This window comes from Coprococcus sp. TF11-13, from assembly GCF_003481085.1.
GTDB classification, from domain to species: domain Bacteria; phylum Bacillota; class Clostridia; order Lachnospirales; family Lachnospiraceae; genus Coprococcus; species Coprococcus aceti.
In genome coordinates this window covers 1-11,051 of the sequence record NZ_QUKK01000016.1, presented here as the reverse complement: position 1 = coordinate 11,051, position 11,051 = coordinate 1, and the positions used below count along the sequence as shown (strand labels likewise).

Sequence of the window (11,051 nt, the reverse complement as noted above, 5' to 3'; positions counted from 1 at the left end):
CAGTGGAAACGTGTATTAACCGATGCTACCGGATGGAACAATCAAAAAAATTGTGAACTATGGCGGAGCGAATGGGCAAACGTCTGTAATGCACATTTGAAAACGGAGAATCACATTGACCACCGTTCTTATGCAAGGCAGGGGAAATTAGAGATACCGACAATCCATGAGGGTGCAGATGCCAGAAAAATTGATGAGAAATTTCAAAATGGGCAGACACCATCCGCTTCATGGAAAGTGGAGGAAAACCAGATCATAAAAAGACAAAATGCACTGCTGAATAAAATACAAATTTCTTTTGGAAAAGTATCCGGTGCATTGACACAATGGAAGGAGCGATTGGATGACATTAGAAGAAAGCCGGGAAGTCATTCCTATGATGGGGACAATGATAAACCAGATCGAGGAACAGCAGAATCTTATGGCAGAGATGGTACAGGAATTGCAGGAACGGGACAGGCAGCTTCTGTCCTTTCAGGAGCAGAACCAGAGTTTGAAAAGCTTAAACAGCGAATTATCCGGGCTGCTGAATCTTTTGCCAGATACCGAAGAACTGCTCTCACAGATCGAGCAACAGAAAACCAGAATCGAACAGTTGGAAACCGAGAATCAGCAATGGCAGGAATTAACGCAGAAGCTGAACAGCGAGAACAGCTTATTGCAGAAACAGAACAGCGAATTGCTGACCTTAAACAGCAGATAGAGAAAGCGAGGGAGATTGATGAACGGATGCAGAAACTTAGAGAACGTCGGGCAGGTGGAAGAACTTCTGCTGATGACCGAACAGATGCAGGACGAACTGGATCAGAAAGACCAGACAATCCAGGAACTAAACAGGCAGCTAAGCGAATCGCTGACCTTGAACGAGAAATTGAACAGCGAAAACAGAGCCGAGAATATCGAAGCATTGTGGACAAGATTAAGGCAAACAGAGGAACGATTGATCAGCGAGACAGACAACAGGAAAAGAGCCGACGCAGAAGTCGTGGCATGGAAATTTAAGTACGAAAAAGCAGAACAGGAAAAACTTTATGCACAGACACACCAAAAGACGGTTGAGGTAGCTGTTGAGAAAAAAGTGCCTTATGAGAAATGCGAAAAATGTGACCGTACTGTTTACCAAAAAGCAAAAGAGAAATGCGATAACCGCAAAAGTCAGTTGGAAAAGAAATATAAAAATATGACAACTGGTTATGAAAGTATCCTGTTCCTACTGGCATGGTACAGCTTAACAACAACACTGTTTACTGCTATTCTTTCGCCAGTTTTCCTTAACGATTGTATCACCTTTTTCGGTGTGTTAGGAAAAGGAATGGGAAGATTGTTTCGGGAGTTTGTCATAGGGGCAGATTCTTTCGGACAGTTAAGTGGCGGAATACCTAACCGTATCCTTTCCGGGCTTATGTACTGGCTGATCGTAGCTATTGTTATGGGAATTTTATTCATAATAACTGGATTACTGATAGTTGGGATTGGTTATCAGGTGGGAAAAATCTACCGGAAATATTGCTGGGATATCCTTAGTATCATAGTGGCGATAACGAGTACAGCTATTGTAATTTACTTTGGAGAATGGATAAAATCAATCATTTCGATGAACCTTATTCTACTGTTACTTCTTGTGCACGTGGTCTATATCGGAATCCGATGTTATGTGAAAGACTGGCGGGAGGAACGAGGATATTACTAAAACAAAAAGAAAACAGGAAGATTTTGTAAAGTATCTTCCTGTTTTTTTTAAAGCAGACTATTGATTGTATTTATATTAAGTTTTCAACAACAATGTAACCATTGAAATTACATCTGTTTTTTGATATGATTACTGTCAAAGAGAGGTGTTTATAATGCAGATTTCAAGCAGATTTACAATGGCAATCCATATGTTTGCCTGTATAGATACATTTTCGGATCAGAAGATGACTAGTGATTTTATGGCAGCAAGCATTGGAACTAATCCGGTGATTGTTCGTAAAATATTGCAACAATTAAAGGCTGCTGGTCTTATTGAAGTTGCAAGAGGGACAGGCGGTGTGACAATTACCAGACCATTGGAGCAGATTACATTCCTTGATGTGTATAAAGCAGTGGAATGTGCACCAGATGAAGAACTGTTTCATTTTCATGAGAATCCCAATCAGAAATGTCCGGTAGGAAAGAATATTCACCATGTTCTTGATAAGAGACTGTTAGAAGTACAGAAGGCAATGGAGGAAAAACTTTCAGAAATGACACTTGCTGATGTGAAAAAAGATATTGCAGTGTATACAGAGGAAGAGTAGCCTACAGAAGGCTTCGGATGAGTGATTATATCATCACAATTTCCGGAGCCTTTTCGTTTTTCATAATCAATGCAAAATCTTCAAAAGGAGTTGTAACAAAAAAAGTTACAAAAAATTTGATGTAACTATTGACATTACATTAAACGGATGATATTGTATAGCTACAAGATGTAATAATCGTTGTTACAACATATCAAGGAGGTAATTTAAAATGCAGAAAGTAGTAGAATTTTTACAGAAAAACCCGGTTCAGTATTTAGCAACCGTCGGAAGAGATGGAAAGGCAAAATGCCGTCCATTCATGTTCTGTTTTGAGCAGGACGGAAAGCTTTGGTTCTGTACTAACAACACAAAGGATGTTTACAAGGATATGTTAGCAAATCCTGAAGTAGAAGTATCAGTATCTTCCCCTGAATACGCATGGATTCGTCTTCATGGTAAAGCAGTATTTGAGGACAACAAGAGTGTAAAGGAAGGATGCATGAACAATCCTATCGTTAAGGGACAGTATCAGACAGCAGATAATCCTATTTTTGAGGTATTCTATCTTGAAAATCCGCATGGTTTAATCGCAGATTTCTCTGGAAATCCACCTTATGAATTTTAAAGATAATTAACAGAAAAAATTACAGTCTTCGGGGCAAGGTGTAATTCCTGACCGGCAGTATAGTCTGCGAGCAAAAGCTGATATGGTGCAATTCCATAACCGACGGTAAAGTCCGGATGAGAGAAGATATGATAAAACAAGTCCCGCAGGAAATCCCATACTGCGGGCTGTTTTAAATTCAGGCATATCTCACAAAAAGGAGATTTATGAGTAACAATACAGCAACTATTAAAACAAGAAAAAATTTAGTTTCTACAAGGACGATAACAATGACAGCTCTACTGGCAGCTATATCATATGTGTTGGCATTTTTAGAGTTTCCGGTTCCTTTGAGTCCATCATTTGCACGAATGGATCTGTCAGATTTACCTGCACTGATTGGGGCGTTTGCGTTTGGACCGGTTACAGGAGTGATGATAGAATTGATAAAAAATAGTAGAATTTTTCTCTCTCGCACAAGATGAATAGAAGCCCGTTAAGGGATAGGAAAACGCCGAAAACCCGCATGAACACTACGTTTTTGTGAGTTGTCGGCGTTTCTTTTACCCTCTGTTTTCATGGTGCTTTTTCCGTAAATGGTGCCCAAATGGTGCCCAAATTCCACGCGGGCATATAAAAGGTTGTAAAGAGCAGTAAAGAGATACAGCGGTTAAAGGTCTATTTCGCTGTGTTTTTTCTTTGCTGCCCGTTTTCCTTTTTTCGGCTCGGCTTCCTTTGGTTTCTCCGGGGCTGCTTTTTCCACCGCGCTATGGTAAGCGTCCAAAACTTCTTTTTTTCGTTCATCTTTATGCCCGAAATACCCCGTTGCAGGGGATAGACTTTTTTTGATAATTGGGGGAATGTCGATTTGTGTCGATAAGTTGATAAGTGCATGGCGGCTACCTCCTAAAGCCGCCATGCCTTTACATGGTAGAGGGTCGTCGTTGGAATTTAGATGGATAAAAAGAAACGGCGGCTCTGATAATCAAAGCCGCCGAAATAGAGTAGGCGCGTGAAAATGTGTCTGCTCTGCGACGGCTTTTTTTCTTTTGCCGTCGTCCGGCAGATGAAATCATTTAGTTAAATAGTCAGATTCATCTATTGTTTTAAGAATATAATTCACATCATCATATCTTGAAGAATCCGATTGAGAGCCTAAACTACATATTAAAAATTCCTTTCCATGTTGTTGATAAAGAACAACTAAATTATAGTCATTAGATAAGGAACCTGTCTTGATACCTTTAACATTTTCATTGTAATATTCTGATGTTTGGTCAAGAAAAGTATTAGTATTCCTCCATGTCTGCGTACTTCCGTCAGGTAAAGTAGCTGTATAATTACTCTTTGAAACAATATCTCTAAACCATTGCTTCTCTAAAAGGTGAGTAGATACTGATTTTAGGTCTGAAACGGTAGTGAGAGCATTGACATCATATCCGCTTGGGTCATATAAAATTGTGTTTTCATACCCTTGATTTTGTAAGTAATTATTTAGATGTTCCATAAAAACATTAATACGTTCTTGACTATTCTTAGCTTGTGGTGAAAGAATAGAACCACAATAATCCGCGACTACATAAGCAGCGTCATTTCCAGATGGAACCAACATGGCAGCAAACAAATTGTGGAGAAAATATTTTTTCGCGTCTATATTCGCAACAGATGAACCAGGTTTAGTTAATTGGATTGCTTCATAATTTGCAGGAACAATACTATCTAAATCCGCAAGTGTTGCTGCGTATTCAATGACAAATAATTTGGCTAAGCTGGCAGGAAGCTGTTGCTCGTTTTCTCGCTTTGAAATAAATATATTGTCATTAGAAAGGTCAACTAATATGAGGGATTTTGCATTATAAAAATCTTGAAAGGAAATTCCATTCAGCCAAGAGTTGATTTTATTCTTCTCATTGCGAAAATTGTCAGGTTTCATTGCCCACAATACAAAAGCAACACTAAATATTATCAAAACAAGAAAAATACAGATACCGCTTACATGGAATTTTTTTCTCTTATAATTTCTTCTCATCTACTTAATTCACCTCCCTAAATGTACTTGAAAATTACTTGTTAGTAAGACCAATCAATAATTAACATCTATACACTCCCTAAAACCAGATGGATCACCTAGTTTTGCTTTGTCAATATTTTCTCGCAAATAATTACGAGTAGCGTCATCGCACCTGTCTTTTCCCATATATGGCATATCAAATGCTTTTTCCAATTCTTCTAATGCTTTTTCGGCTCTTTCCGGATTTGTATTATAAGTGTCAAGCCATTCTTTCATCCATGAATATTCCCACAAGTTAGAAGCTCTTGTTTCACCATAGCCAACTTGGAAAGAAGCCCCTGTATCTTCATTTTCCAACTTTTTAGGAAGTTCAACTCCATCTGGCCAATCCAAACTGTCAATGGTTGCAAGATATTCTTCTTCGATATGCTCAAAGTCTGTAAATCCTCTTGAATCAGATGTAGTATCAGAATTAGAACACCCCGCAAACATTAAGCATATCATTAAAGTAAAAATCATTCCTAAAAGAATTTTTGTTTTAGCAGATAATATTTTCATATTTATTCCTCCAATTTCTTAAACTTTTATCTAAGTGCTAATGCAGGTTCCAGTTTTGCTGCTTTTATTGCGGGCAATAACCCGCCTAATAATGCAACAATAACAGAAGTTATTACAGCTATGACAGCCGAAAAAATAGGATAACTTGGTGCTGTTATTGGTGAATCAGGTGGAAGCAATACACTGATACCTTCAACGATAAGTAGCGAGAGTAAAATTGACGCAATGCAAACGAATATTGAAATAATCAGTTGCGTACCTAAAACCAAAGTAACAATATTTGCGCGGGAAGCTCCTATTGCTCTTCTAATCAACAGCTCATGTGTACGTTGTTCTAAAGAAGATAAACCTATGTTAATCTGTCCCAAAACAGAAACAAACAATAATAAAAACGATGTTACTAAAAGTCCTAGTTGAAGCATAGCTAATACAGAATCATAAGCATTACCAATATCGCTTCTTCCTGTATTTTCTAAATGACCTCCTATTGTTTCTTTCAAAATATCTTGTAAGGCAGAATACATTTGTTTTGTTGTAAGTCCATTAGTCATGTGCCAATAAATATTTGCACTTTGTACTTGCCACATATTAGGAACAAGCTGTTCTATTGCTTGTACGTCAATATAGATTGTAGGTATATCCTTTCCGTCATTTACAATCCCAGTTACGTTAAACGGTGTTAATGCAAGGCTGTTTTTTGGATTACCTACGGCATACGAAGTATTGAAATAGGATTCAGCCTCTTTATTTACTACCATACAAAGAATATTGTTTGTTTCGGAGGAGTAAAACCAATTTCCCGATGACATAGGTAAATTATAGACTTTATTGTAACCTGTTGTTGTGAAAATGACATCAACAGGTATAAAATCTTTATAAAGTGTGTCATTTTTATCTTTCAATGATGAAAGGGATGGAATCGGTGCAAAGCTTATATTTTCCTGCATAGACAGAGTAACGGCTATCGAGTCATCTAATTGCTGTACTTTTGTCAAAAAATTCTGCATTTTAGCGGCATCTTCAAAACGGCAATCCATTATTGAAAAGGAGTATGTTGGAACCCAACCGTATATCTGTGCATTAACAGAAATTAAATACTCTTTACCAAGAGTACCAACCAAAACGGAACCTATCATTGCTATAATTCCTACAAGCATAGAAATACTGGTTAAAATATTGCGGAGAGGAGAAATACGAAGGTCTTTAAGAATCATATTTAACACATTGAAGCCTCCCTCCGTCCATTTCAAAAATTGTATTACAAGTCTTTGCAATATCGAGGTCATGAGTTACTATTAAAAGCATAATGCCATTTTTAAGCACAACTTGATGTAAAAGGTCCATAATTTGTTTTCCGGTTTTTTTATCTAAAGCACCAGTAGGTTCATCACATAAAATGGCTTCCGGCGATACTGCAAGTGCGCGGGCAATCGCCACTCTTTGTTGTTCGCCTCCTGATAAATTAGATGGATAATCATTTTCTTTTCCTTCTAATCCAACACTTTGCAAAAGATTTCGTATTGCTTCTTTCCGCTGTCTTGTATTCATTTTCTTTTTGGAATAAAGTAAAGGAAGCTCAATATTTTCCCAAACTCTTAAATGTTTAATTAAAGAATAGTTTTGAAAAACAAAACCGATATTACTTGCTCGAAGCATAGATAGCTGGCTATCTGTTAAAGTGGAAACAGACATACCATTATAAAGAAATTCGCCTTGATATGAGTGGTTGAGTAAACCTATAATTGATATAAGGCTTGTTTTTCCTGAACCCGATTTGCCTACAATAGCATAGCTGTTTCCTCGCTTTAGTTCCATATTTGCTTTGTTTACAGTTACTAAGGTATCACCATTATTCAAATTAACAGTCGCTACCAAGTTTTTTATTTGAATTAAATTTCCTCCATTCGTTTTTTCCATGTTACAAATTACTCCTTGGGTCAAGGTTTGGGGGAATAGAAGAAATTGTATCGCCCTCATTTACACCCGACAATATTTCTATATATGCACCATCAGTTGCACCCAGCATAACTTCTGTTTGAATTTGTTTTCCGTCATTTATTACGGTTACCATTCCCTTACCTTGTCTGCCCGCAATGACTGAAAGTGGTAACAAAAGCACATCTTTTCTAGTTTCGGCTGTTATGACAACGGTAGCACTTTGTCCGAGTTTTACATCAATATCTTTTCCAATTAAACATTGCAATGTGCTTTCTGCATTTTCTGATACTGGTACTACAACTGCAATCGCTTCCGTAGGTCCCACACCATCAACTACTTGAAACTTTGCTTTTAATGCTGCATTTTCCGGCAATATTTTCAAAAAATTTTCAGCTTCAATATTGAGAGCAAAACCTGTGTACTTAGCTGTTGCTAAGGGATAATTTTTGGGAACACTCTCATTAGATGAGATAATAGAAAGAATCGTTGCGTCAACTGGGGATTTTATTTCTTCTTCAGATACTTTCCCAATCACACCACCCTCAGTAATTTTGTTGCCGGCTGAGGAACAGGCTTCAAAAGTACCCTCAACAGAAGAACATAAAACAAAATCCAAAGCCGGAATAATAGTTGTGTGAGCAGATACCGTTGGAGTAAGATTACCGCGAGTAACGGATACCGTTTCAACGGATTGTACTTTTGGATTTACGTTACTGGTTTCATTTTTCTGCTCGTCAAAACAACAGGCAGATAACACAATTATTATCATACATAGCATAGGTAACGCCATAATTCGATTTTGGTATTTCACCAACATACCTCCTTGTTATTGTATATTATATTTCGTTTAAAGATAAAAGGCTTTCACCTTGATACAATAATTGTATCAAAATAAAAGCCTTAATTTTGATGATTGTTCGCAAGAAAATCCTCTTTTTTGCTACGGAATTTCTTACGATTTTCCTACGAAAGTGGAAGTGTAACTATAAATTTTATACACTCGTCTTTACTATGAGCAACAATAGTCCCCTTATGTAGTTCTACAATATGTTTCGCAATCGCAAGTCCCAATCCGGCACCACCACTTGTAGTATTTCTTGATGTGTCAACTCGGTAAAACTGCTCAAATATTAGTTTTAGTTTTTCTTCTGCGATAGGATTCCCAAAATTTTCAAAAGTAATTACAATAGTGTTCTCTTGAAGTTCTGTGGTTATTGCAACTTCTGTATCTGTATAACTGTAAATTACTGCATTACGCAAGAGATTATCGAACACACGTTGTATTTTGTTTGCGTCGCAATGTAGCATAATGTCGCTTGTACTATTGAGAGTACATTTCAAATTTTTTTCCTTTAATATGGGCTTAAATTCATAGATAAGTTGTTCTAATAAACGGGTCAAATTTATGTTGCTGTATTGTAATGTTATGTTAGATAAGTTAAATCGTGTGATTTCAAAAAACTCGTTTATCAAATCTTCAAGACGTTCTGCTTTATCAAGAGAAATAGAAAGATACTTTTCTCTTAACTCCTGTGATATTTGTTGTTCATCATCATGCAGTAGTGTTAGATAGCCAATGACGGAAGAAAGCGGCGTTTTCAAATCATGTGCAAGGTACATAATCAAATCATTCTTGCGCTGTTCATTTTCCTGTGCAAGTCGCGCATTGTTTTCTGCTTCTTGCTTTAAGCGATTTATGTTGATAGCAATTTCGCTTAGTTCCGGTGAGAGTTCAATATAATCTACTGATTTATCAAATAGTTTTCCTGTTGCAGCTTGTAACTCGTAGACATAATTAACAACCTTTTTCAAAAGTTTATAAGTCAAATACAAAATGCAAACTACCCATAATATAAGCCCTACCATATAAACATAAAGTCCCCTATATATCAGGTAGTAATGTTCCACATATCTATCCAGTACCCAAGTAAGTCCCATATCTAACGAAACCGTACACACTAAGATAATTCCCGAACAAATTACACTCTGTAAGATATAACTTTTAAACAGGATTGTAAGCAGATAATTTTGTTCATTTTTATTCAATTTCATAACCTACCCCCCAAACTGTTTTGATAAATTTTGGATTTTTGGCGGGTTCATTTAATTTTTCTCTAAGCCGCCCTATATGTGCCATTACGGTGTTGTTATTATCTAAATATTTTTCTTTCCAGATATTTTCAAATAGTTCCTCAGTTGAAACAACTTTGCCTTGATGTTCACATAAATACCAAAGGATTGAAAACTCGATAGGAGTTAAAGATATTTCTTTTCCGAACAAAAAGCATTTATGCGTGTCCTTATTGATAATCAATCCTCTAATGTCATATTCACTTTTTGGAAAAAACTGCTTTTTTGTTGGATTGTTGTACTTCTGATAGCGTCTTAACTGTGTTTTCACTCTTGCAATGACTTCAAGGGGATTAAAAGGTTTTGTTATATAATCATCGGCACCTATTGTTAGCCCCATTATTTTATCGCCATCATCAATTTTAGCTGTAAGCATAATAACAGGGAAATAAAAATTTTCTCTAATTTTTTGGCAAATACGGAATCCGTCTATATCAGGAAGCATAACGTCCAATATCGCCAAATCAATTTCCGTTTTCTGAATACATTCCAATGCTTCAATTCCATTGTAATATTTGTGTACTATATAATTATCGTTTTTAAGATAAACTTCAAGTAAATCTGCTATCTCTTTTTCATCATCTACAACTAAAATTTTTTCATTCATTGTCTACACTCCTTTTTATCCTTTTATCAAATGGTTTTACTGCGCTCTTGGGTATCAACCACATATAACCGATTTTTGAAACACCAGGTATTCGATTTTCTTTACAAAGTATCTGCACACGCCGTTCAGAAATACCCCATTTTTCCGCTGCTTCGGGACAAGACATATATTCCATATCGTAACCGTCCTTTCTTCAAACATTATCAATATAATTATACTCGGATAACCGAATAATAGCAAGTACATGATATGCTCTATTTCTATCCATACTATGATGCGTGTAATCATATCTTGAAAGAGAGATGAAATATACAATGTAGTTGGGTGAAATGATTATGAAGCAGAGCAAAGAAAAGTTTGATTTTAAGGCTTTCGGACAGGCTATCAAAGCGGCAAGAAAAGCAAAGGGAATTTCCCGCAACCAGTTAGCGGATAAGCTGAACATTGCGCCGCGATATATCGCGTCCATTGAAAACAGCGGGCAGCACCCAAGTTTGCAGATTTTGTATGAGCTTGTAACCCTGCTTGACGTATCGGTAGTCTTTAAATTCTTTTCAGCTTCCCAGCAGTCAATGCGAAGCATATAGCCGGCACTGGTATAAACATCAATACTGTTGCACTGTGGATTGTATTCTGCAAATATTGTTCTCATCGTATCCCATCTCCTTATTATTCAATCAACCATTAATTGTAAAAATTAAGAAGCATTTCAATCAGTTCACCATGTCAGTTTTATTTTGTGTTATACTGTTTTATAGATTTTTCTTGCCCTTGTATTTTCCCTTATCAGAGTTCGTAAACTTATATGGGAAGATATAACACAAGGGAAACAATAAGGGAAAGCTCACCTGCGATAAATCCAGTGTTTTCAAGGATTTACAGTGAATTTAATAACAAAATATAACAGTTATTAAATCTCTTAAAACAGGTGAAATCTCAATC

15 protein-coding genes, 1 pseudogene and 1 riboswitch are annotated in these 11,051 nt (G+C 36.6%); of the genes and pseudogenes, 6 read left to right on the top strand and 10 right to left on the bottom strand.

The window, feature by feature from the left end; genetic code table 11:
- From DXD11_RS13795 to DXD11_RS13775, 5 genes are all read left to right on the top strand, one after another.
- Window positions 1-1,002 (top strand): MobA/MobL family protein (locus tag DXD11_RS13795; RefSeq protein WP_158579450.1); only part of this gene is annotated, 1,002 nt, incomplete at its 5' end.
- The gene (locus DXD11_RS13790) at window positions 941-1,690 is read left to right on the top strand and encodes a DUF6040 family protein (RefSeq protein WP_226855224.1); all 750 of its coding nucleotides are present in this window, start codon (window positions 941-943) and stop codon (window positions 1,688-1,690) included. The genes DXD11_RS13795 and DXD11_RS13790, both read left to right, overlap by 62 nt.
- A gap of 154 nt (window positions 1,691-1,844) precedes the next feature.
- Window positions 1,845-2,279: an Rrf2 family transcriptional regulator gene (locus DXD11_RS13785; RefSeq protein WP_009243644.1), complete on the top strand. Its 435-nt coding sequence runs from the start codon at window positions 1,845-1,847 to the stop codon at window positions 2,277-2,279.
- A gap of 211 nt (window positions 2,280-2,490) precedes the next feature.
- The gene (locus DXD11_RS13780) at window positions 2,491-2,886 is read left to right on the top strand and encodes a pyridoxamine 5'-phosphate oxidase family protein (protein WP_004844992.1); all 396 of its coding nucleotides are present in this window, start codon (window positions 2,491-2,493) and stop codon (window positions 2,884-2,886) included.
- A gap of 20 nt (window positions 2,887-2,906) precedes the next feature.
- A riboswitch (FMN riboswitch) is annotated at window positions 2,907-3,018 on the top strand.
- 74 nt (window positions 3,019-3,092) lie between these two features.
- Window positions 3,093-3,350 (top strand): ECF transporter S component, encoded by a 258-nt coding sequence (locus DXD11_RS13775; protein ID WP_118758612.1) that lies wholly within the window; start codon window positions 3,093-3,095, stop codon window positions 3,348-3,350.
- Window positions 3,351-3,535: 185 nt separating this feature from the next.
- Here DXD11_RS13775 and DXD11_RS13770 read toward each other — a convergent pair whose 3' ends face one another.
- The 9 genes from DXD11_RS13770 to DXD11_RS13730 form a co-directional block, all read right to left on the bottom strand.
- Complete coding sequence (locus DXD11_RS13770; RefSeq protein ID WP_118758611.1) at window positions 3,536-3,784, bottom strand: hypothetical protein; 249 nt, start codon at window positions 3,782-3,784, stop codon at window positions 3,536-3,538.
- Window positions 3,785-3,937: 153 nt separating this feature from the next.
- Complete coding sequence (locus DXD11_RS13765; protein WP_106762868.1) at window positions 3,938-4,894, bottom strand: D-alanyl-D-alanine carboxypeptidase family protein; 957 nt, start codon at window positions 4,892-4,894, stop codon at window positions 3,938-3,940.
- A 54-nt stretch (window positions 4,895-4,948) separates the two neighbouring features.
- Window positions 4,949-5,434, bottom strand: a complete 486-nt coding sequence (locus tag DXD11_RS13760; protein ID WP_181013427.1) for a hypothetical protein — start codon at window positions 5,432-5,434, stop codon at window positions 4,949-4,951.
- A 26-nt stretch (window positions 5,435-5,460) separates the two neighbouring features.
- Window positions 5,461-6,648, bottom strand: coding sequence for an ABC transporter permease (locus DXD11_RS13755; protein WP_106763257.1), 1,188 nt, complete (start codon window positions 6,646-6,648; stop codon window positions 5,461-5,463).
- Window positions 6,638-7,351, bottom strand: a complete 714-nt coding sequence (locus DXD11_RS13750; RefSeq protein ID WP_005422944.1) for an ABC transporter ATP-binding protein — start codon at window positions 7,349-7,351, stop codon at window positions 6,638-6,640. Before DXD11_RS13750 ends, DXD11_RS13755 begins: the two co-directional genes overlap by 11 nt.
- A 1-nt stretch (window position 7,352) precedes the next feature.
- Window positions 7,353-8,189 carry a hypothetical protein gene (locus tag DXD11_RS13745; RefSeq protein WP_118758610.1) on the bottom strand — a complete coding sequence of 279 codons (837 nt, stop codon included), beginning with the start codon at window positions 8,187-8,189 and terminating at the stop codon, window positions 7,353-7,355.
- A gap of 146 nt (window positions 8,190-8,335) precedes the next feature.
- A complete protein-coding gene (locus tag DXD11_RS13740) occupies window positions 8,336-9,424 on the bottom strand; it encodes a sensor histidine kinase (RefSeq protein ID WP_005422949.1) in 1,089 nt (362 codons plus the stop codon).
- Window positions 9,411-10,109: a VanR-ABDEGLN family response regulator transcription factor gene (gene vanR / locus DXD11_RS13735; protein ID WP_106762864.1), complete on the bottom strand. Its 699-nt coding sequence runs from the start codon at window positions 10,107-10,109 to the stop codon at window positions 9,411-9,413. Before vanR ends, DXD11_RS13740 begins: the two co-directional genes overlap by 14 nt.
- Window positions 10,102-10,284 (bottom strand): helix-turn-helix domain-containing protein, encoded by a 183-nt coding sequence (locus tag DXD11_RS13730; protein WP_005422953.1) that lies wholly within the window; start codon window positions 10,282-10,284, stop codon window positions 10,102-10,104. Before DXD11_RS13730 ends, vanR begins: the two co-directional genes overlap by 8 nt.
- A 154-nt stretch (window positions 10,285-10,438) precedes the next feature.
- On the opposite strand from DXD11_RS13730, the gene DXD11_RS13725 reads away from it, so the two are divergent.
- The gene (locus tag DXD11_RS13725) at window positions 10,439-10,696 is read left to right on the top strand and encodes a helix-turn-helix transcriptional regulator (RefSeq protein ID WP_330426650.1); all 258 of its coding nucleotides are present in this window, start codon (window positions 10,439-10,441) and stop codon (window positions 10,694-10,696) included.
- Here the strand turns inward: DXD11_RS13725 and DXD11_RS13720 are convergent.
- Window positions 10,636-10,761: pseudogene (locus tag DXD11_RS13720) on the bottom strand (DUF6061 family protein); the annotation flags it as partial. The gene DXD11_RS13725 and the pseudogene DXD11_RS13720 overlap by 61 nt on opposite strands.
- Window positions 10,762-11,051 lie beyond the last annotated feature (290 nt).

Bases quoted from the DNA above. Each gene is read 5' to 3' on its own strand.
- DXD11_RS13780 (WP_004844992.1), top strand. From the start codon at position 2,491: ATGCAGAAAGTAGTAGAATTTTTACAGAAAAACCCGGTTCAGTATTTA.
- DXD11_RS13755 (WP_106763257.1), bottom strand. From the start codon at position 6,648: ATGATTCTTAAAGACCTTCGTATTTCTCCTCTCCGCAATATTTTAACC.
- DXD11_RS13725 (WP_330426650.1), top strand. From the start codon at position 10,439: ATGATTATGAAGCAGAGCAAAGAAAAGTTTGATTTTAAGGCTTTCGGA.
- DXD11_RS13785 (WP_009243644.1), top strand. From the start codon at position 1,845: ATGCAGATTTCAAGCAGATTTACAATGGCAATCCATATGTTTGCCTGT.
- vanR (WP_106762864.1), bottom strand. From the start codon at position 10,109: ATGAATGAAAAAATTTTAGTTGTAGATGATGAAAAAGAGATAGCAGAT.
- DXD11_RS13740 (WP_005422949.1), bottom strand. From the start codon at position 9,424: ATGAAATTGAATAAAAATGAACAAAATTATCTGCTTACAATCCTGTTT.
- DXD11_RS13765 (WP_106762868.1), bottom strand. From the start codon at position 4,894: ATGAGAAGAAATTATAAGAGAAAAAAATTCCATGTAAGCGGTATCTGT.
- DXD11_RS13760 (WP_181013427.1), bottom strand. From the start codon at position 5,434: ATGAAAATATTATCTGCTAAAACAAAAATTCTTTTAGGAATGATTTTT.
- DXD11_RS13750 (WP_005422944.1), bottom strand. From the start codon at position 7,351: ATGGAAAAAACGAATGGAGGAAATTTAATTCAAATAAAAAACTTGGTA.
- DXD11_RS13730 (WP_005422953.1), bottom strand. From the start codon at position 10,284: ATGGAATATATGTCTTGTCCCGAAGCAGCGGAAAAATGGGGTATTTCT.
- DXD11_RS13775 (WP_118758612.1), top strand. From the start codon at position 3,093: ATGAGTAACAATACAGCAACTATTAAAACAAGAAAAAATTTAGTTTCT.
- DXD11_RS13745 (WP_118758610.1), bottom strand. From the start codon at position 8,189: ATGTTGGTGAAATACCAAAATCGAATTATGGCGTTACCTATGCTATGT.
- DXD11_RS13770 (WP_118758611.1), bottom strand. From the start codon at position 3,784: ATGGCGGCTTTAGGAGGTAGCCGCCATGCACTTATCAACTTATCGACA.